The 19238-nt window shown below is 75.0% G+C and carries 17 protein-coding genes; 6 read left to right on the forward strand and 11 right to left on the reverse strand.

Annotation, left to right across the window (positions count from 1 at the left end; genetic code table 11):
• Positions 1–79 precede the first annotated feature (79 nt).
• Positions 80–1468, reverse strand: a complete 1389-nt coding sequence (locus ACIBAI_RS17400) for a dihydrolipoyl dehydrogenase family protein (RefSeq protein ID WP_399035064.1) — start codon at positions 1466–1468, stop codon at positions 80–82.
• 806 nt (positions 1469–2274) lie between these two features.
• Between ACIBAI_RS17400 and ACIBAI_RS17405 the strand changes: the two genes are divergently transcribed.
• Positions 2275–4173: a BTAD domain-containing putative transcriptional regulator gene (locus ACIBAI_RS17405; protein ID WP_399035066.1), complete on the forward strand. Its 1899-nt coding sequence runs from the start codon at positions 2275–2277 to the stop codon at positions 4171–4173.
• Between the two features lie 483 nt (positions 4174–4656).
• On the opposite strand, the gene ACIBAI_RS17410 is transcribed toward ACIBAI_RS17405, so the two are convergent.
• From ACIBAI_RS17410 to ACIBAI_RS17440, 7 genes are all read right to left on the reverse strand, one after another.
• A complete protein-coding gene (locus tag ACIBAI_RS17410; protein WP_399035068.1) occupies positions 4657–5268 on the reverse strand; it encodes a flavodoxin family protein in 612 nt (203 codons plus the stop codon).
• Positions 5269–5472: 204 nt separating this feature from the next.
• Positions 5473–6345: an aldo/keto reductase gene (locus tag ACIBAI_RS17415; protein ID WP_399035070.1), complete on the reverse strand. Its 873-nt coding sequence runs from the start codon at positions 6343–6345 to the stop codon at positions 5473–5475.
• Positions 6346–6423: 78 nt separating this feature from the next.
• On the reverse strand, positions 6424–7143 hold the full coding sequence (locus ACIBAI_RS17420) for a hypothetical protein (RefSeq protein ID WP_399035072.1): 720 nt from the start codon (positions 7141–7143) through the stop codon (positions 6424–6426).
• Positions 7144–7175: 32 nt separating this feature from the next.
• The gene (locus ACIBAI_RS17425; RefSeq protein WP_399035074.1) at positions 7176–8018 is read right to left on the reverse strand and encodes an alpha/beta fold hydrolase; all 843 of its coding nucleotides are present in this window, start codon (positions 8016–8018) and stop codon (positions 7176–7178) included.
• A gap of 499 nt (positions 8019–8517) precedes the next feature.
• Entirely contained in the window at positions 8518–10536 is a 2019-nt protein-coding gene (locus ACIBAI_RS17430; protein ID WP_399035075.1) for a BTAD domain-containing putative transcriptional regulator, read from the reverse strand.
• Positions 10537–10795: 259 nt separating this feature from the next.
• Complete coding sequence (locus ACIBAI_RS17435) at positions 10796–11032, reverse strand: hypothetical protein (protein WP_399035078.1); 237 nt, start codon at positions 11030–11032, stop codon at positions 10796–10798.
• Between the two features lie 10 nt (positions 11033–11042).
• Positions 11043–12053 (reverse strand): zinc-binding alcohol dehydrogenase family protein, encoded by a 1011-nt coding sequence (locus tag ACIBAI_RS17440; protein ID WP_399035120.1) that lies wholly within the window; start codon positions 12051–12053, stop codon positions 11043–11045.
• Between the two features lie 169 nt (positions 12054–12222).
• Between ACIBAI_RS17440 and ACIBAI_RS17445 the strand changes: the two genes are divergently transcribed.
• A complete protein-coding gene (locus ACIBAI_RS17445; protein WP_399035123.1) occupies positions 12223–12594 on the forward strand; it encodes a winged helix-turn-helix transcriptional regulator in 372 nt (123 codons plus the stop codon).
• A 364-nt stretch (positions 12595–12958) separates the two neighbouring features.
• Here ACIBAI_RS17445 and ACIBAI_RS17450 read toward each other — a convergent pair whose 3' ends face one another.
• Complete coding sequence (locus ACIBAI_RS17450; protein WP_399035080.1) at positions 12959–13723, reverse strand: MBL fold metallo-hydrolase; 765 nt, start codon at positions 13721–13723, stop codon at positions 12959–12961.
• A 422-nt stretch (positions 13724–14145) separates the two neighbouring features.
• Between ACIBAI_RS17450 and ACIBAI_RS17455 the strand changes: the two genes are divergently transcribed.
• From ACIBAI_RS17455 to ACIBAI_RS17465, 3 genes are all read left to right on the forward strand, one after another.
• Positions 14146–14322 carry a hypothetical protein gene (locus ACIBAI_RS17455; RefSeq protein ID WP_399035082.1) on the forward strand — a complete coding sequence of 59 codons (177 nt, stop codon included), beginning with the start codon at positions 14146–14148 and terminating at the stop codon, positions 14320–14322.
• Positions 14323–14488: 166 nt separating this feature from the next.
• Complete coding sequence (locus ACIBAI_RS17460) at positions 14489–14770, forward strand: SDR family oxidoreductase (protein ID WP_399035084.1); 282 nt, start codon at positions 14489–14491, stop codon at positions 14768–14770.
• Between the two features lie 96 nt (positions 14771–14866).
• Positions 14867–15178, forward strand: a complete 312-nt coding sequence (locus ACIBAI_RS17465) for a putative quinol monooxygenase (RefSeq protein WP_399035086.1) — start codon at positions 14867–14869, stop codon at positions 15176–15178.
• 181 nt (positions 15179–15359) lie between these two features.
• Here ACIBAI_RS17465 and ACIBAI_RS17470 read toward each other — a convergent pair whose 3' ends face one another.
• Positions 15360–17234 carry a SpoIIE family protein phosphatase gene (locus ACIBAI_RS17470; RefSeq protein ID WP_399035088.1) on the reverse strand — a complete coding sequence of 625 codons (1875 nt, stop codon included), beginning with the start codon at positions 17232–17234 and terminating at the stop codon, positions 15360–15362.
• A gap of 435 nt (positions 17235–17669) precedes the next feature.
• On the opposite strand from ACIBAI_RS17470, the gene ACIBAI_RS17475 reads away from it, so the two are divergent.
• Positions 17670–18065 (forward strand): hypothetical protein, encoded by a 396-nt coding sequence (locus ACIBAI_RS17475; protein ID WP_399035090.1) that lies wholly within the window; start codon positions 17670–17672, stop codon positions 18063–18065.
• Positions 18066–18216: 151 nt separating this feature from the next.
• Here ACIBAI_RS17475 and ACIBAI_RS17480 read toward each other — a convergent pair whose 3' ends face one another.
• Positions 18217–19236 (reverse strand): polysaccharide lyase family 1 protein, encoded by a 1020-nt coding sequence (locus ACIBAI_RS17480; protein ID WP_399035092.1) that lies wholly within the window; start codon positions 19234–19236, stop codon positions 18217–18219.
• Between the last annotated feature and the right edge of the window lie 2 nt (positions 19237–19238).

A 19238-nucleotide genomic window follows, 5' to 3' on the forward strand; every position in this document is an offset into this window, starting at 1 on the left:
TGACCGCCGAGCTGGAGAAGCAGAGCTGGACGTTCCAGGCGGAGAACCGCGTCCGACCCGCGGGCCGGGGCCCCGGGGCTCAGTCCACCCAACTGGTGAACAGCGCGTTCAGCCCTTCCGCCATGGTCGGATGCGCGATGAGCCCGTCCCGCAGCCGGGTGAAGGGCATCCCCGCCCACATCGCGGTCTGCACCACCGTCAGGACCTCCGACGAGTCCGGGCCGAGCAGGGCCACGCCCAGGATCTCCTCCGTGTCCCGGTCGACGACCGCCTTCCACACGCCCCGGGTCTCGCGCAGCGTGCGGGCCCGGGGAATCGCCCTGACGGGCAGCTTGGCGACCCGGACGTCGCGGCCCGTGGCCCGGGCCTGCTCCTCGGTGAGCCCCACCCGGGCCAGCTCCGGGTCGGTGAACAGGTTCCAGGGGACCAGCCGCCCGGCGGTGCTGCGCGCGCCGCCCGCGATGTTGGCCTTCACGATGCGGTAGTCGTCCAGCGACACGTGGGTGAACTGGGGGCTGCCGGCGACGTCGCCCACGGCCCAGGTGCGCGGGGCACCGGTGGCGAGCCCGTCGTCGACCCGGACGAAACCGCGTGCGTCGGTCCGGACGCCCGCCGCGTCCAGCCCCAGGTCCCGGGTGACCGGATCACGGCCGGTGGCCACGAGCACGTCGTCCGCCGCCAGGCTCCGGCCGTCGTCGAGCAGCACCCGGACGACGCCGTCCTCGCGGGCTACCTCCTTGACGGCGACGCGGGGGAGCAGTTCGACCCCGTCCTCGCGCAGGCACTCGGCCAGGACCCCGGCCACGTCGGCGTCCTCGTGCGGCAGCAGGCGCTCGTTCCGGTCGAGCACGGTCACCCGGCTTCCGAAGACGGCGAACATCTGCGCGAACTCCAGGCCCACGTAGCCGCCGCCGATGACCGCGAGGCGGTCCGGGATCCGGTCCAGGTCCATGATGGTCTCGCTGGTCAGCGGGTCGGCCTCGGCCAGTCCCGGAATCAGCGGGAGGTGCGGGACGGTCCCGGTGTTGATCACGACGTCCGCGCCGCGCACGACCCGGCGCCCTCCGCCGTCGAGGCCGATCTCGACCATCCGCTCCGCCACGAAGCGCGCCGTGCCGAGGACGAAGTCCATGCCGCTGTCCAGGAACTGACGGTGGTTGAGGGCCACCATGTCCGAGACCACGCCCTCCTTGTGGGAGCGCAGCTGCCGCAGGTCGACCTCCACCTTGCCCAGGTTCAGGCCCAGCGACCGGGCGGAGGCCGCTCTGCGCGCCAGCCGGGCACTCGTCACCAGGGACTTGGTGGGAATGCACGCCACGTTGATACAGGTGCCGCCGATCATGCCGCGCTCGACCATGACGACCCTGCGGCCGGATCGCGCGGTGTCCATGGCCAGGGTCTTGCCCGCCTTGCCGCCGCCCACCACCAGCAGGTCGACGTCCTCCACCGCATCCTTGGAACCGATCATGACTGTGCGTCCTCCTCCGGGGAACGACCGACGGGGTCTGCCGACGACGACCGAGTCGCCGCGCACCGCGGTCGCGGCCCCGCCCCCACAGCGTCGCCTCGCCGGCGGCGGCACGCATCCGTCGAATGACTTGTCTCACCGGCGGCTTCCCGGACCCGTTCGGGCGAAGGGGGCGGCGTCCCGCGCGGCCGCTCCGGGACCGCCCCGCCGGCCGGTCCCGGAACGCCTCGGCATCCCGCCCCGTGGGATGAGTCATCCGACCGATGCGGGGGCGCCCGAGCGGAATCTACGGTGGCCGCGCAGGACCGGTCCGGATCACCGCCGTCCCGGGCCCGGCCGCGCGGGCGTACGCCGGGACGGCTCCCGCGAACGGCTGCGGGGCCCCGGGCACCGCGCCCGCCCGGCGAACAGTCCAGGCGGGCGAGGGACGGCCCCCGTCCGCCCGCCGCCCGCTCCTCACGGCTCGGCAGCCGGCGGAGACGGCGGGCCGTCCGGCGTGCACGACCGAGTGGGAGAACTTCATGATCACAACACGTTCACCGTCCGTGCCCCGCCCCGGGAGCAGGGCACACCCCGGCCCGACGACCGGCGCGCCCGCGCACGGCGACGACCGGCACCGGGAGGCGCACGGCCCCGCCCCGGCACGGCGCGCCGCCCCGGCCGCCCCTCCCGGTCCCCCGGGCGACCGGCAGCCGCCGCGCGACACCGTCCGGACGTCCGCGGAGGCGCCGGGCGACCGAGCGCCGGCACCACCCCGCGGGCCCGCCGGGACGGCCGGCCCGCCGCAGGAGACCGTCCGGTTCTCGGTGCTGGGTCCCCTGCGCGTGTGCCGGGCCGGCACGGAGCTGCCGCTCGGACCCCGGCAGCAGCGCCTGGTCCTGGCCGCCCTGCTGGCCCGCGCGGGGCGGCCCGTTCCGCTGGCCGACCTGGTGGGCCTGCTCTGGGACGGGGAACCGCCCGCCAGCGCGGCCAACGCGGTCCACCGCTACGTGGGCGTACTGCGGCGCCTGCTCGAACCGGGCCTGCCGCCCCGGAGCCCGGGCCGGTGGCTCGTCCGGCACGGCGGCGGCTACCTGCTGCGCGTCGACGCCGACCACCTCGACCTCCTCCGGTTCCGCGCGCTGGTGCGGCAGGCCCGCCGGGCGGCCGCCGAGGGGGACGCGCGGGAGGCGGTGCGCCGGTACGGCACGGCCCTGGAGCAGTGGCAGGGGCGGTGCGCGGCGGACCTGCTCGCCGCCGGTGCCCACCGGGTCTTCACCGCGCTGGAGCACGAGCACGCCTCGGTGGTGTGCGAGGCGGCGGACGCCGCCCTGCGGTCCGGCCGCCCCGGCGCCGTGCTGCTGGTCGTGCGCCAGGCCGCGGAACGCCACCCCCTGAACGAACGGCTCCAGGCCCGCCTGCTGCTCGTGCTGGCCTCGGACGGCAAGCAGGCCGAGGCGCTCACCCTGTACCGGGACATCCGCGCCCGGCTGTACCGGGAGCGGGGCGCGCGGCCGGGCGCGGAACTGCGCGCCGCGCACGAGCGCGTCCTGCGGCGCCGCACGGACGAGCCCCGCCCGGCGACGGCCGCGGGCGGGGAAGACGCCCGCCCGGCGGCCGCCGGGCCCGTGCCGCACGGACCCGCACCGGTCACGGTCCCCGCCCAGCTGCCCGCGGACCTGCCCTGCTTCTTCGGCCGGGACCGGCCCCTGGCCCAGGCGCTGGCCCTCGCGGAGGAGCCGGCCGGGGCCCTGCGCGTGCTGGCGATCGACGGCATCCCCGGAATCGGCAAGACCGCCCTGGCGGTGCGCTTCGCCCACCGGGTGGCCGCGCGGTTCCCCGACGGGCAGCTCTTCGCGGACCTCGGCGGCTTCGCCCCCGGCGGAGACCCGGCGGACCCCGGTGACGTCCTGCACGGCTTCCTGGAATCGCTGGGCGTGGAGCGCCGGCGCATCCCGCCGTCGACGGAGTCCAGGGCGGCGCTCTTCCGCAGCGTGCTGGCCGCCCGGAAGGTCCTGGTGGTGCTGGACAACGCCCTGGACCTGGCACAGGTGCGGCCGCTGCTGCCCGGCACCCCGCTGTGCATGGTGGTGGTCACCGGCCGGCGGCGGCTGAGCGGACTGGCCGCCGCGTACGGGGCGCGGCTGGTCGGACTCCAGGTGCCCTCGGCGGCGGAGGCGGCCGGGTGCTTCCTGCGCCGGCTGGGTCCGGCCCACCGCGGCGCGCGGCCCGGTGTGGTCGAGGAGATCGTCGAACGGTGCGGCCGGCTGCCCCTGGCCCTGGCCGTCGCGGCCGTCCGCGCCCTGGCCCGCCCGGACCAGCCGCTGAGCGAGCTGGCGGCCGAGCTGACCGCGGCCGGGGAGAGCCGGAGCCTCGACGGCTTCGGCGACGACGGGCACGACAACGACGTACGGGCCGTCTTCTCCTGGTCCTACCGCACACTGGGCCCCCGGGCGGCACGGATGTTCCGGCTGCTGCCGCTGCACCATGGCCCCGACGCCGGTACCGCGGCCCTGGCCGGCCTGGCCGGGCTCCCGCCGCGGGCGGCGGCCGAGGCGGCGGGAGAACTGGTGCGTGCCGGACTGCTGACCGTCGGCCGGCCCGGCCGGTACGAGGCGCACCGCCTGGCCCTGGCGTACGCCGCGGAGCTGGGGCGGGAGGACGCCGGGGAGCGGCCGGCCCCCGCCCCGGACGCCCGGATCCGGTCGGTCCGGCGGGCCGGGTGAGCGCGCAGCCGCTCCGGTGCCGGACCGCTCCCCTCGAGGGCGGAGAGGTCCATGGCCCGGCCGGGGCGGCGGGCCCGCACCGTCGGTGACAGCGCCGCGGCCATGGGCCGGACGACGACGACCGCGCCGTTCAGGGCTCCGCTGCGGATGCCGAAGACCTGGTCGTCGAAGGAAGGCGCCAGGCCGAGGAGCAGGCCGGAGAACATCCGTCCGGCGGCGACCGGGGGAGCCAGCGACCGGAACCGGGTGCGGGCCGCGGGGGAGACGCTGAGCCGGGGGCGCAGCGAGGCCGGCGCCCCCGGGGCGGCGGACGGCCGGGACCGGACCGCCCGGACCGCCCGGACCGCCCGGGCGGCCCCGGCGCCCGTAGCGCGTGCGGTGTCCGGCGGGGGCTGACTGCAGGGAGCTTCCGGCGCCTCCTCGTGGCCGGTCGTCCGGGCGGTCGAAGCGAGGCACGTGTGCCTCGGGGGACACGGCCCGGTGTCAGGGCGCGACGGAGAGGGCGTGGCGGCCGGCGCTCACGAGTGCGGCCTGCCGGGCCACCCGTGCTCCGAGGTGCTCGGCGGTGGCGATGTCCGCGCCGTGGACGGTGTCGGTGCCGCCGTCCATCGGGGTCTGGGCGCCGGCCCCGCCCCAGTAGCCCAGGCGGTTCAGGTCGTCCTCGGAGGCGGTGGTGGAGTTCCATCCGGGGGCGAGACCCAGACTGACCCAGAGCATCTGGTGCTGGGCGGCGAAGGCGGCGAAGAAGGCGAGGGTGTTGGACTTGTCGCCGCTCTTGGAGGCGGAGTTGGTGAACCCGGCGGCCAGTTTGTCGGCCCAGCGTCCTTCCACGAACCGCCTGCTGGTGGCTTCGGCGAAGGTGTGGAAGCCCGCGGACGCGCCGCCCATGTAGGTGGGCGACCCGAAGACGATCGCGTCCGCGTCGTCCAGCAGGCCCCACTGCTCGTCGGTGACCGCGGTCACGTCGACGAAGGTCACGTCGGCCCCGGCTGCGGCGGCTCCGCGGCGGACGGCCTCGGCGAGGACGGCGGTGTGCCCGTAACCGGAGTGGTAGGCGATGGCCACGGACGGGCGGTTCGGGAACAGGTCGGACATGTTGACCTCCGAGGTGTGAGTGTGTGGAGAGGAGGAACCGGGTTTTCCCCGGGGTGCCGAGGTGACACGGCCGGACACGACCGGTCGTCCCGGGGGAGTCGAGGCGGACCGTACGGGGCGGGGGCGGGCAGCCCCGCTCCGGCCCCGTGCGGCCGGAGGAGGGAGTGCCGCCGGGGAGGCGGGGCGCCGCGGACGCGGGCGTCCTCAGCCGCGCGGGGGGAACGGGTCGCTGAGCGCCTCGAAGTCGGCCTGCGACAGCTCCAGCGCCGCCGCGGCCACGTTGTCCTCCAGGTGCGCCACCGACGACGTGCCCGGGATCGGCAGCACGACCGGCGAACGGCGCAGCAGCCAGGCCAGCGCGGCCTGTGACGGCGCGGCGCCCAGACGGCCGGCGATCCGGTTGAGCGGACCGCCCGGGCGCGCCAGCTGCCCGGTGGCCAGCGGGAACCAGGGCAGGAACGCGATGCCGTGCTCCTCGGCGTACCGCAGGACGTCCTCGGAGTCGCGCTGGGCCACGTTGTACAGGTTCTGCACCGAGGCGATCGGCACGATGGCGCGCGCCCGCTCCAGCTCCTCCACCCCGACCTCGGAGAGACCGATGTGCGCGACCTTCCCCTCCTCCCGGAGCTCCTTCAGGACGCCGATCTGGTCCTCGAACGGAACCGAGGGGTCGACGCGGTGCAGCTGGAACAGCGGAATGCGCTCCAGACCGAGCCTGCGCAGGCTGGACTCCGCCTGCCGCCGCAGGTACCCGGGCCGCCCGTCGGGCCGCCACTGCCCCGGACCGGGCCGGGTCAGACCGGCCTTGGTGGCGATCACCACGTCCTCCGGGTACGGGTGCAGCGCCTTGTGCAGGAGCTGCTCGGCCGTCTCCGGGCCGTAGGAGTCGGCGGTGTCGAAGAGCGTGACGCCCAGCTCCACCGCGCGGCGCAGCACGCGCGCCCCCGCGTCCTGGTCGGGGAAGGGGCCCCACACGCCGGGGCCCGTCAGCTGCATGGTCCCGTAGCCGAGCCGGTTGACCTTCAGTTCGCCGCCGATGGTGAACGACCCGGAGGACGCGGCTGAGATGCTGCTCATGGCTGGCTGCCTTTCTTGTCCGTGCCGCCCCCCTCCGGGGCGGCCGTCGGCGCGGTGGAGCGCCCTTTTCCGGCCGTCTCAGGAGACGGCGACGTCCTCCAGACGCACCGAGACGACCAGCGGCTCGGGCACCTTGTGGCCGTTCTCGTCCCGGCTGTAGATCATCCGCGTGGTGGGGACGACCAGCCCGGAGACCTCCTGGTGCCCGGAGACGTAGTGGGCGGCGGGGGTGTCGCCGGCGATCTCCACGCTGTAGTCACGTCGCCGGATCAGCCCGGAGGAGTCCACGTACAGGATCTGCTCGGTGCTGAGGGTCGCGATGCCCTCGGGGAAGACCACGCGCAGCCGGCGGAACTTCTCACCGTCCTCGGTCCACGGGCCGATCTCCTCGGTGCGCACCCCGGGGAACGTCAGCGACAGCGGTTCGGCCAGGTAGGTCCACATGGCGCTGCCGGAGAAGTACGCCAGCTGGAGCCGGCTCCACGGCGTCATCAGGCCGTGGCCCGCGAACGAAGCACGCGGATCGAGGAGTTCCTCGACCACCTTGCCGTCGGAGTCCTCCACCGCGACCCGGCCGGGCGAGAAGGAGGTGTGGTGGCCGGCGTCGAGGAACGGCTTCTGCGACACGTGCTCGCGCCGCAGGTCGACGGTCACCTCCACGCCGTCGAGGGCGCCGGGGTGGCCCTTCATGCCCCACAGGGCGCCGCCGAAGAACTGGCGGGCGGTGATCCGGTGCGCCTCCTCCCAGCGGGCGCGGCCGCCGTGGGCGTCGAGGACGGTGGTGAGCAGGTCGGACATAATGCTTCTCCTGGGGTGGCGGGGTGCGGGTGTCAGCCGAGGAACTCGTTGATGTCCTTGGCGGCTTCGGCCGGGTACTGGAACAGCGACGCGTGGGCGGCGTCGGGGTAGACGAGGATCCGCGCGTCGGGGATCAGCCCCGCCATCAGGTGACTGACCCTGGTCGGGATCATCAGGTCGTCGTCGCCCTGCACGATGAGGGTGGGGCACTGGACGCCGGTCAGCCGCTGCAGCGCCGAGTGGTCGGGGATGCCCCACTCCAGGACGGTGTCGTACTGGGCGTCGCGGGAGGCGAGGCTGCTGGGCACGTCCCGGTCCTCGGTGCGCGCCATGAACCGGCCGAGGAACTCCACGCCCCTGGCCCGGCTGGTCTCGGTGTGGGCGAAGAAGATGTAGAGCAGGTCCTCGCCGGTGGGCACCTCGGCGCGGGCGTGCGTCTCGATGTCCTTGCGCCAGCCGTGCATGCCCGGTGCGCCCTTGGGCCCGGTGCCAGCCAGGACCAGGCGGCGGACGAGGCGGGGCCGGACCAGGGCCATGTCCTGGGCCGCGAAGCCGCCCAGGGAGAAGCCGAGCAGGTCGATCCGCTCCAGGCCCAGGGCCACCGTGAAGGTGATCATCTGCTGGGCCAGCTCGGCCACCGTGGTCGCCGGGGTCCCGGTGGAGGAGGCCACCCCGGGGTAGTCCACCAGGACGACCTCGCGCTCGGCGGCGAGGGCGTCGACGAGGGCGGGGTCCCAGTTGTCGAGGTTGCCGGTGAAGTGCTGCAGCATCACCAGCGGCACCGTCCCCGCGGGACCGAGCCGGCGGTAGGCGTAGCGGACGCCGTCCGCCTCGACGAACTGCGTGGGCGCGGTCTGGTGCGTCACTGTGGCCATGGTTTCTCCCTGACGGGCCGTGTCGGATCCGGGGTGAGGGGGTGAGGGGGTGAGGGGCCGGGCGCGACGGCCGGCGGATCCCCGGTCGCTCGCGGGGCCGTGCCGGCGTCGTGGTCCGGACGGGCCGGCGTCGTGGTCCGGACGGGCCGGGCCGCTCGCCGTCACCGGACCAGCATGACCGTCGCGAGTGGAAGCTTTGTGGTGCGCTTCTTGAATCCGGTGCGCCGGCGCGGACGGGGGCGGCCCCCGCCCCGCGGTCCGGGCCCGCCCGGTGTCCCGCACGGCCCCCGGGCCGGCCGTCGGGGCGGTGCCGTCACGGTCCTGCGCCGTGGGGAAGCCGGGCCGGGCGGGGCCGGTGGGGGACCCGGGAGGGCGTTCCCGCCGCACGACGGCATGGGACAGCGGCCGGTGCTCGGCTCACGGGTGGGCTGGTGGCGAGGGCGAACCGCACTGCGGTGGCGCCGTCGTCGAGGCAGCGGTGGGCGAGCCGGGGCGGGTCTCACCCCCGGCGGGCCGCGGCCGGAGCGCCTTCCGGGAGCGGGCGCGGGCCGGGCCGGCGGGTCCGGGGCAGCAGCGGCAGGCCGCCGGCGTGCACCGTCGGCCTGCCGCTGCCGTGCGGCCCGGACGGAGCGGCAGCGGACCCGGCCGGACCGGCCAGTTCGGCGGCGTAGGTGAGCACCAGGTCGTGGGACCGGTACCGGTCCCGCTGCCGCAAGGTCAGCAACCGGGCCCGTACCAGCTCCCCGACGGCCGCGGCGGTCTCCCGGAGCGGTGTGCCGGCCAGGCCGGCCAGGGCGGTGACCGTGGCGTCCGGGCCCGGATGCAGCGGCAGCAGCCGGAAAAGGCGTGCGGCCTGCGGCCCGAGCGTGCGGTACGACCACGAGAACGCGGCACGGACGTCGTTGTCGAGGTTGTCGTCGCCGAAGCCGTCGAGACTCCTCCCGGCGGCCGACAACTCGGACTCGATCTGCGCCAGGGTCCGCTCGGGACGGGCCGCCGCACGGGCGGCGACGACGGCCACGGCCAGCGGGAGGCGTCCGCACCGGTCCACGATCGGCCGGACCTGAGGTGCTTCGAGGCCGGGACGGCAGCCGCGGACACGCTCCATGAAGGTCTCGGCCGCCTCCTCGGCCGACGGCACGTCCAGGGTGAGCAGCCGGGCCCCGTGGGCCGCCGCGAGCCCGGTCAGCCGGCTGCGGCTGGTCACCACCGCCATGCACTCCGCGGTGCCGGGGAGCAGCGGCCTGACCTGCCGCGTGTCCCAGGCGTTGTCGAGGACCACGAGCATCCGCCGGTCCGCCAGAAGGCTGCGGTACAACGCCGCACGCATCTGCGCGGCGGCGGGTATCCGGTGCCGGGCCACGCCGAGGGCGTCGAGGAAGCCCGCCAGCACGTCCCCCGGGTCCGCGGGGCCGCCGTCGGACGTGAAGCCCCGCAGATCGGCGTAGAGCTGGCCGTCGGGGAAGTCGCGCGCGACGCGGTGCGCGAAGTGCACGGCCAGCGCGGTCTTGCCGACACCGGGCATGCCGTCGACCGCCAGCACCCGCAGTGCGCCGTCCCCGCTCGCGGCCAGCGCCGCGGCCTGCCGGAGCGCTTCGCCGCGCCCGGTGAAACCGGGCAGGTCCGCGGGGAGCTGCGCCGGCCGCACCGCGGGCGCCGCCGGGGCGGGGGAGGGGGCGTCGTGCGCTTCGGGCGGCCCGTCGCCCGCGGTCTCCCCGCCGCGCGGACCGGCGGGCCGGTGGCGCAGCGACCGGGCGTGCGCCGCCCGCAGCTCCGGCCCGGGGTCGACGCCCAGCTCGTCCGCCAGGCGGCGGCGTACCTCCAGGTACAGGGCCACGGCCTCGGCCTGCCTGCCGTCGGCGGCGAGCGCCTGGAGCAGGTGGGCCGCCAGCGCCTCGTCCAGGGGACGGCGGGCCGCGGCCCGGCGCAGGGGGAGCAGCATCGCCGCCGCCCGGCCGCACCGCAGGGATGCCTCGGCGGCCTCGCACACCACGGACACGTATTCGTGTTCGAGCATGGTGAAGACGGGGTGGGCGACGCCCGTCGGCTCCAGGTCCGCGGCGCACCGGTCCTGCCACAGGTCCAGCGCGGCGGTGAAGAGGTCGACCGCCGCCGGGTCGCCGGCCGCCGGCGACCGCCGGGCCTGCTCCACCAGGGCGCGGAACCGCAGCAGGTCGAGGCAGCCGGCGTCGACGCGCATCAGGTATCCGCCGCCCTGCCCGGCGAGCCACCGGCCGGGCGACCGGGCGGGCAGACCGGGCTCCAGCAGCCGGCGCAGCGCGCCGACGTACCGGTGCACCGCGTTGACGGCGCTGGCCGGCGGGCTGCCCGCCCAGAGCAGATCGGTGAACTCGCCCATCGACACCGGACGCCCGGCCCGCGCCAGGAGCACGGCGAGGACCAGCCGCTGCTGCTGGGGGCCGATGAGCAGTTCCCTCCCGCCGCGCCAGGCCCGTACCGGCCCGAGGACGGAGAACCGGACGGTGTCGTCGTCCGCTGTGCGTCGTGACCCTGTCACGGTGGTCTCCTCGTGCCCGACGTTCGTGGGGCCGCGCCCGCCCCGGGCGGCGGAGGACGGGCAGGACGCGGGGCGGGACGCGCAGGGGCTTCGTCGCCCCGCCGCGCCCGGGCGCCGCGGGCCCGGGAACCGTCCCGGACCGCGCCGCCCGGCGATCCGGCGTGCGGCGGGTGCGTGTTCGGGTCCCGGTCGTCGAACGGTAGGAGATCCGGACCGCGCGCACATCCGTCGGATGACTGAGGCGCGGAACGCGGGTGGCTCAGCGCGTGCCGTCGGCCCCGGCCGGCTCCGGGTACTGGGCGGCCGCCGAGAGGAACAGGGTGTAGGGGTTGCCGCGGTCGCCGTGCGCGGCGGTCATCGCCCGCACGACGTCGGCGGCGTCCGCACCGGCCCCGACCGCGCCGTCGAAGTCGGTCAGGTAGCGGCGGGACGCCGCGAGGGCGCCGGCCGCGTCGTCGTCGGGGGCGCCGGTGCGCCACGGGCCCGGCGCCTCCACTTCCCCGTGCTCAGAAACCGGTGAGGGTGATCTTGCCGATCGCCCTGCCGGACTCCAGGACGCGGTGCGCCTCGCGGAGGTGCTCGGCGTTGATCGTGCCGAGGTCGGTGGTGGCGGTGGTGGTGAGGATGCCGGCGTCCACCAGGCGGGCCACCTGGTTCAGGATGTGGTGCTGCACCGCCTGGTCGGGCGTCCGGTGCAGGGACCGGGTGAACATGAGCTCCCAGTGGAAGGAGATGCTCTTGGACTTCAGCAGGCCGATCTCCACCGGGCCGAAGTCGTCGATGGCGACCAGTCCTCCGAAGGGCTTGAGGACGTCCGCGTAGACGGCCAGGTTCCGGTCCGTGCCGGTGGTGCTGAAGACGTGGTCCACTCCGCCGGGCGCGACGGCGCGCACCTGCTCGGCCAGCGGCTTGCGGTGGTCGACCACGTGGGTCACCCCCATGCGGCGGGCGAACTCGGTGGTCTCGGGGCGCGACGCGGTGCCGATCACCGTCAGGCTGGTGAGCGCGCGCGCCAGCTGGGCCACCATCGCACCGACACCGCCGGCCGCCGCGGTCACCAGCAGGGTCCCGGTCTGCTTCAGGGCGCCGTCGTGCAGGCCGAGGCGCTCGAACAGGCCCTCCCAGGCGGTCAGCGAGGTCAGCGGGAGCGCCGCGGCCTCGGTGAAGGAGAGCGTCGAGGGCTTGCGGCCGACGATGCGCTCGTCCACGGCGTGGAAGCGGGCGTTGGTACCGGGCCGGTCGATGGCGCCGGCGTAGAAGACCTCGTCGCCGACCTCGAACAGCTCGACCTCGTCGCCGACGGCCACGACCGTGCCCGCGGCGTCCCAGCCGAGGACCTTGGGCTCGCCGCCCGGGTCGTTGTTCTGCCGCACCTTGTAGTCCACCGGGTTGACCGCAATGGCCTCCACCTGCACGAGCAGGTCACGCGGACCCGGCTGCGGCACCGGCAGCCGGACGTCCACGAGGCTCTCCGCGTCGTCCACGGGCAGGCTCTTGCGGTAGGCGACCGCGGGCATGGTGGTGTGCGACGTCTCGCTCATCGGATGTCTCCTCATGTACTGGCAGTTGGTGCTGGCTGCCATTGCAACGTAGACCCAGGGAGGTAGTAACGCGCAAGGGCACTTACTTCCTCTGGGGAAGTAAACTGGTGGGAGGGGTGACTCACGAAGGGAAGGCGTGAAGCCGATGGTCATGATCTGCGCGACGGAACAGCACGACCGGCATGACGTGTACGCGGCCCAGTGCCCGTGCCGCGAGGTGCTGGACCTGCTGGCCAACAAGTGGTCGGCGCTCGCGATCGGGGCGATGGAGGAGGGACCCCAGCGTTTCGGGGCGCTGCAGCGGCGGCTGGAGGGCATCAGCCCGAAGGTGCTCACCAACACGCTGCGCCGCCTGGAGGAGAAGGGATTCGTGGACCGGACCATCTACCCGGCCGTGCCGTTGCACGTGGAGTACGCGCTCACCGACCTGGGCCGCAGCGTCGCGCAGCCGCTGGCGCAGCTGCGGCACTGGGTCGAGAACCACCTCAACGAGATCGCGCAGGCCCAGCGCGCGTGACCGCGCCCCGCCGTCGGCCCCGTACGCCGTCCCCGGTGCGGAAGGGGGAGGGGACGGCCCCGCGGTGGGGAAGCGGGCCGCGCCCCGGCTCGCCCGCCGCGGCCGGGAACCGGTCCCGGCCGCGGCCGCCGCACGCCTCGGCCCGGACGCGCACCCGGCCGGGCGACGCCGGTTCCGGCGCGCGTCCGGTGGCGCGGGGAGCGCCGCCGGGAACGATCCCGGCGGCGCGACAGGTGGCCATGACGGCTCCTGAACCCAGCGGGAACGCCGGGGCGCCGCACCACGGGCCGCGCCGTCAGCCTTCCGCACCGTTGTGGAATCCTCGTGGCCGTCTTCTTGACCCGCCTCGGCGGGCGGGCCGCCCCTACCGCGCGGCCTGCTCGCGGGCCCGGGACACGGCTTCCCGCACGGCGCCGCGGTGCGACGGTCCGTGACCCGGCAGGACGAGGTCGGCGTCCACGTCCTCCAGCCGCGCCAGGGCCCCGAGCGCCCGTTCGCGGTCGGTGTGGAACATGTCGGGCAGCAGCTGCGGCCCGGACGTGCGCGACGTGGGATGAGCCGTCACCAGCGCGTCCCCGCTGACCAGCACGCCGGCGCCCGGCAGGTGGTAGGCGCAGTGCCCGTCGGTGTGTCCCGGGGTGTGGACCGGCACCGGGGCGCCGGGCAGGTCGAGCGGCCCCGGCGCGGGGAACGGCCGCGGCTCGGCGACGGGCACGTGCGCCGTTCCCCCCGACCGGACGGCGTGCACGGCCCAGGGAAGCACTCCGGGACGCCAGGCGTTGGCGAGCACCCGGCCCACCGAGACCTGCTGCAGGAACTCGCGCCGGGCGTGCGGGACCTCCTCCGCGTGCATGAGGACCGGGGTGCCGTGCGCCGACCGCAGCCGCTCGGCCGCGCCGATGTGGTCGTTGTGGGCGTGGGTGACCAGCACGGCGGTCACGTCACCCGGTGCCAGCCCCACGGAGGCCAGCGAGGCGAGCACCTTGTCGTGATCCCCCGGATAGCCGGTGTCGATCAGGGTGGCGCTGTTCCCCTCCTTGACGATGACCCAGTTGGTGTTGCTGCCCGTGACCAGATACACCTGATCGCGGACGTGGACGATGTCGTCGTCGGGCAGGACGTACGGCATGTGTGTTCCTCTCGTACGGCGCGCCCGGCGAATCCGCCCTCCGGCCGCCGGGCGGGCGGACAGGGGAGTCCGACTCCCCTGCGCGAAGGCGCCTCACGGTAGCCGGTGGGTGTTTCCGGCGCGGTGACCGGCCGTGTGACCGGTGACGGGACGGCGGCGGTCACACCTGACGGCGCCGGGGCGGTCGGCACACCCGACGGCGCCGCCCCGGCCGGCGGGCGGAGAGCGACCCGGCACACCTGCGGAAAGCGGCCGAGACACGTGCCGGCCACCGGGCGGCCGCTGCCGCCGCCCGCGCATGTGGCCGGATCCGCCTTGCCGTACCCCGAGTAACAAGATCACAATCCGGAAGTGAGCCTCAGGCAACCAGTTGAGGCCGTTCCTGTGTCCGTCCCTGCCCTCGCATCACCCCGGGAATACTCATGCAGCCTCTTCAGGACCGCCCCGACCAGGCGGCCGACGAGTACGAGACGCACCTGCGGACCTGCCGCCAGTGCGGCGCGGACGGAAGGCCCTGTTCCGTGGCCAAGTACCTGCGCCGTGTGCACAACAACCTCGCCCGCGCGGCCCGCGGACGACGGGACGCCTCCCCCCGGTGACGGAAGGCCGGCCCCGGCGGCGCGACGGATAGCGCCTCCGGAACGGTTCCGTCGCCAGCAGCTCGTCGGTGGTCAGCACGTCGTGCGCGATCAGCGCGTAGCGCCGCAGCATCTGCTCGTAGGAGTCGGGGCCGCCCTCGGAAGCCGTGGCGTCCGGCGCACCGTGATGGCCACCGCCAACGGCGCCCTCGTCCTCCTCGTCCAGGCCCTCGCCGTGGAGGTCGCCCCGCTGCGCGTCAACGCCGTGTCCCCGGGGATCGTCGACAGCGGCGCCTGGGACGGACTCGGTGACGGCGAGCAGGAGTTCCTCCGGTCGGTCGCCCGGAACAATCCCGCCCGGCGCGTCGGCACCCCGGACGACCTCGTCAAGGCCGTGCTGTTCGCCATCGACACCCCCTACGTCACCGGCACCGTCCTGCACGTGGACGGCGGCGGACGGCTGGCGTAGCCGCTTCGCCCCGCGTCGCGGAACGGACCGCCGCGGGGACGCCGCGTTCCGGCGGCGGACCGGCACCCGCTCACACCTTCACGAACAGGAGAACCCATGACCGTCCGGAACACCGGCCCCATCGTCCTCGTCGCCCGCATGAAGGCGCGCCCCGGCAAGGAGCAGGAGCTGAAGGACGCGCTGTCGCCCCTGGTGGCGGCCACCCGCCAGGAGGACGGCTGCCTCACCTACGTGCCGCACCAGGGCCTGGACGACCCCGGTCTGCTGGTGATGCACGAGGTGTGGCAGAGCGAGGAACACCTGCGCGCTCACTCCGCCGGCGCCCACCTGCGGAAGTTCGCCGAACTGGCGGACACGCTGACGGTGGACGGCATCCGGATCGAGCGGCTGACCGAGCTGGAGGTGTAGGCGCCGGTCACCGCCACCGTGGGGTCCGCGAACCGTTCGGCGCGGCTCCCGGTCCCGCCGGGCGCCGACTCGGAGGAACCGGCCTGCCGAGAGGCGGCGCGATCAGGTGTGAGGAGGGACGGCGGCCCGGCTTTCGGGGCTCACCCGGCGCGTCCCGGCGGCCGGCCGACGTGCGCGGCGCCTACTCCCCGGGGCCGCTGCGGATCCGCAGCGCCTCCCGGGCCCGGCCCGTGGGGTCCTGCACGGGAGCCTGCTCCTGCACGGAGCCGGGAGCGGCCCGGTCCGGGGCGGCGGGGCTGCGGGGGCTCTGCGGGGGCGGCGGCGGGCTGTGGTCGCCGGGAGAGCCGGCGCCGGCCGCGGGCAGGCGCAGGGCGAGCAGGGCGGTGTCGTCGCCGCTGGGGGAGAGGCGTTGCAGCAGCTGGTCGCAGAACACGTCCACGCTCCGCCCGGACAGTCGCCGGGCCAGGACGGAGGCGTGGTGGCGGAGCTTGGTCAGGCCGGCGTCGATGGGGCGGTCCCTGCTCTCGACGAGGCCGTCGGTGTACAGGAGCAGGGTGGCGTCGGCCGGCAGGTCCTCGTACGCGTCCGGCCAGCTCAGCCCCAGATGGAGGGTGGCGCTCATGCCGATCAGCGGCCCGTGCCCGCCGGTGAGGAAACGTGTGCCTCCGTCACGTGTGATCAGCAGCGGCGGGGGATGACCGGCGTTGACCCAGTGCAGCCGCCACGGCCCTCCCTCCGGGCCTTCCACACGGGCGAAGACCAGCGTGGCCATGGGCGCATCGCTGGTGTTGGTCACCGCCTCGTCCAGCCGGCGCATGATCATGCTGGGGGGTTCCACATGGGTCCAGGCGAGGGCGCGCAGCATGTTGCGGACCTCGGCCATGTGAGCGGCGGCCTGCAGGTTGTGGCCGACCACGTCCCCGATGACCAGGGCCATGACGCCGTCGGCGAGCAGGAAGGCGTCGTACCAGTCGCCTCCGATCTCCATGGCGCTCTGCGCGGGCAGGTAGCGGGCGGTCATCCGCAGGTGGTCGACCTGCGGCAGGGGGGCCAGCAGCTGGCGCTGCATGGTCTCGGCGACGTTGCGCTGCTCGTAGTACAGCCGGGCGTTGTCCAGCACCAGGGCCAGGCGCCGGCCGATGTCCGAGAGCAGCCGCACCTCGGTTTCGGCGGGGGCGGGGGAGCCCTCGGCACGCGCCACGGTCAGCGCTCCGTAGTGGTGCCGGCGGGAACGGATCGGGACCACGGTGGCCCACTGGCCGCCGAGCCGTTCGAACAGGATGCGGTGGGTCACGGCGAGCGGCGCATCCGGATCCCGCACGTCGGCGGCGTCCACCAGGAACGAATGGGTCCCGCCCGTGACCGGTGACCTGGGCCGCTGGGACCTGGCCGGCAGCGGCAGCGGCCCCTCCAGCTGTCTCGCCCGGCGCGGATGGGCCGGACTGCGCACCGCGACGCGCTCCGGCGCCCCGGACCGCGCGTCGACCAGGTCGACGGCGGCCCAGTCCCCGAGTTCCGGAACCAGCAGGGGAAGCAGCCGGCGCATCGCGGCGGAGGCGTCCATGCCCGACAGCAGCACCGAGGAGACGTCCGCCAGCAGGTTCAACCGGCCGGTCAGCGCTTCCAGGGCGGCGGTGTGGGCGGCCGCCCGCTTCTCGGCGTCGTGGTGCAGGCTGAAGTCGCTGAAGACGACCACCAGCCCCTCCCCGTGGTCTGCGCGCATCAGGGGCGTCGTCGACCAGATGATCGGCAGCATGGTGCCGTCGCCCCGCAGGAAGTACTCCTCGCTGCCCTCCTCGGGGTTCCGGCTGCCCAGCAGGGGGGCCCGCATGAGGCACTGCTCACGCGGGACCGGGTCGCCGTCGGGACGGCGGTGGAGCAGATCGTGCGCGTCACGGCCCAGCATCTCCGCCGCCGGCCGGTCCAGCAGCCGTTCCGCCCACGGGTTGACGTAGGTGATGAGCCCGGCCGTGTCCACGGTGAAGACGCCCGCGCCGATACTGTGCAGGACAGCGTCAGCGAAGCCGGGGTCCAAAGGGCCGCCTGGTCCGGTCATGGGCTACCACTCCTCGCGGCACGGCTTCTACACAGCAGACCACAACGCGCCCCCCTCCGCGTGGTGACGTACCGCGTCCTGCTCCCGCCGGCCACGACGGCGGCCGGCCTGCGCGGCCGGTGCCTTCCGCGCCGGGCCGCGCCGTGGCCGCCTGCGGGAGGGCGCGCCGGGTTCGGCCCTTCGCCCGTGCCCGGGGGCGCCGGGAGTCCGGCGGGGCACCACCGCGTCCGCCCGGTCTCGGAGGCGCCGCCGACCCGTCCGGTCACCGCCTTCCCGGCGAGTGGTCCCCGGGCGCTGCCGCCCGGTCACCGCAGTCCTGGATCCGGTGCACGACGGGTGCGCGCGGCCGGGCATGGCGGCTCGTGCACCGGGCAGCACACAGGGACCCGTGCCGGCACGGTACGGGTACGCGTACGCACGAGCCGAGGAGCACCCGTGGACTGGTTGTTCATCGTGAAACCCGCAGGCACCGCCCCGGACGGCGGCTCCTCCGCCAAGGACCGCATGCTGGAACTCGCCGAAACCGCGCCCCGCCGGGAGTGGTGCCTGTCCAGGCGGCGGCGCATGGCCCCCGGTGACCGCCTGTGGATCTACTTCTCCGCGCCGGTACGGGAGGTCGCCGCGGTGGCCGAGATCGAGGGCGAGCCGTACGAGGTGACCGGAAGCCCTCGTCAGCCGTGGCGGTTCACGGCGACGCTGGATCCGGCGGCGACCCGCCGGCTGCACCGCGACCCCGTCCCGCTGCACGCCCTGTCCAACCGGCACCCGCAAGGGGTCACCCGGGTGAAGGACGACGATCTGGGGCTGCTGCTGGAGCACGCGGGCCTGTGACGGCGCCGCGCCCGTGGCCGCCCGCCGCGGCCCCGGCCGGGACATCGGCCGGGGCCGCGAGCGGTGGGTGGCCCGGCGGGCGATCACGCTGCCGCGCCGGCCCGCCCGCGGATCCGCCGGCCCGCCTTCGAACGGCGTTCCGGCGGAGGCCTCACAGGCCGATGGTGCCCGGACCCGCGCCCCGCATCACGGTGTCCTTGACGGTCCGCGGGTCGTCGACGGTGTAGTCGTAGTAGTCCGCCGGATCCTCGACGCTGCCGCCCGTGACCGGTTCGCCGGTGTCACCGACGAAGACGTTGTTCCGCTCGAACACGCCGCCTTCCGGCCCCGAGTAGCTGTTGGTCATGGGCTCCTCGACGTCGTCGAAGTAGTTGCCCTCGACGAAGCAGCCCGAGTCCGCGTTGCAGGCCGGGCCGGTGTCGCTGTTGTCGAGGAAGTAGTTGTTGTAGATGTGGACCGGGTCGCCGAAGCGGGTGCGCGGATTGCGCTGCGGGGTGCGGTCGTACCAGTTGTGGTGGTAGGTCACCTTCAGCCGGCCGGTGTCCTGGGCGCCGTTCTTGTCGGAGTGGCCCAGCAGCATGTTCTTGGTGTGGTGGTGGGTGTGGTTCCAGGAGACGGTGATGTAGCTGGAGCCCCGCTTGATGTCGATCAGCCCGTCGTAACCGGCGGACAGGTCGTTGTGGTCGATCCAGATGTGGTGCGAGAACATCTGGATGTTGAGGGAGTCGTCGCTGGCGTTCTTGAACGTCAGGTTCCGGACGATGACGTTGTGCACGGCGTTCGAGGGCGGCGAGGTGACGCCGTCGCTCGCCGGCAGGCCGATGTTCAGGCCGCCGCCGGAGATCCCGGAACTCGCGCCGACACCGACGATCGTCTTGTCGGAGCTGACGTCGTACATCCCGGCGGGCAGCGTGATCATGCCGTTGACGCGGACGATCCTGGGGCCCTCGGCCTTGACGGCGGCGATCAGGTCGGCGGCGGTGGAGACCGTCACCGTCGGACCGCCCGCGCCGCCGGTGGTGCCGTTCTGGCCCCACGCGTCGACGCCCGCGAACCCGGTGGGCGCCGGTTCCGCCAGCGCGGCAGGGGCCGCGGGAGCGGGCGAGGGAGCGGCGGCCGTGGCGGCCAGCGCGGCCAGGGCCGTGAGCAGGAGCGTGCCTTTGCGGTGCATCG

The sequence above is a fragment of the Streptomyces sp. NPDC051041 genome, from assembly GCF_044456065.1.
GTDB classification, from domain to species: domain Bacteria; phylum Actinomycetota; class Actinomycetes; order Streptomycetales; family Streptomycetaceae; genus Streptomyces; species Streptomyces glaucus.

Coding starts and splice junctions, on each gene's coding strand:
- ACIBAI_RS17470 (WP_399035088.1), bottom strand. CDS start 17,234: ATGACCGGACCAGGCGGCCCTTTGGACCCCGGCTTCGCTGACGCTGTC.
- ACIBAI_RS17450 (WP_399035080.1), bottom strand. CDS start 13,723: ATGCCGTACGTCCTGCCCGACGACGACATCGTCCACGTCCGCGATCAG.
- ACIBAI_RS17445 (WP_399035123.1), top strand. CDS start 12,223: ATGGTCATGATCTGCGCGACGGAACAGCACGACCGGCATGACGTGTAC.
- ACIBAI_RS17425 (WP_399035074.1), bottom strand. CDS start 8,018: ATGGCCACAGTGACGCACCAGACCGCGCCCACGCAGTTCGTCGAGGCG.
- ACIBAI_RS17455 (WP_399035082.1), top strand. CDS start 14,146: ATGCAGCCTCTTCAGGACCGCCCCGACCAGGCGGCCGACGAGTACGAG.
- ACIBAI_RS17410 (WP_399035068.1), bottom strand. CDS start 5,268: ATGTCCGACCTGTTCCCGAACCGCCCGTCCGTGGCCATCGCCTACCAC.
- ACIBAI_RS17420 (WP_399035072.1), bottom strand. CDS start 7,143: ATGTCCGACCTGCTCACCACCGTCCTCGACGCCCACGGCGGCCGCGCC.
- ACIBAI_RS17415 (WP_399035070.1), bottom strand. CDS start 6,345: ATGAGCAGCATCTCAGCCGCGTCCTCCGGGTCGTTCACCATCGGCGGC.
- ACIBAI_RS17400 (WP_399035064.1), bottom strand. CDS start 1,468: ATGATCGGTTCCAAGGATGCGGTGGAGGACGTCGACCTGCTGGTGGTG.
- ACIBAI_RS17465 (WP_399035086.1), top strand. CDS start 14,867: ATGACCGTCCGGAACACCGGCCCCATCGTCCTCGTCGCCCGCATGAAG.
- ACIBAI_RS17480 (WP_399035092.1), bottom strand. CDS start 19,236: ATGCACCGCAAAGGCACGCTCCTGCTCACGGCCCTGGCCGCGCTGGCC.
- ACIBAI_RS17440 (WP_399035120.1), bottom strand. CDS start 12,053: ATGCCCGCGGTCGCCTACCGCAAGAGCCTGCCCGTGGACGACGCGGAG.
- ACIBAI_RS17460 (WP_399035084.1), top strand. CDS start 14,489: ATGGCCACCGCCAACGGCGCCCTCGTCCTCCTCGTCCAGGCCCTCGCC.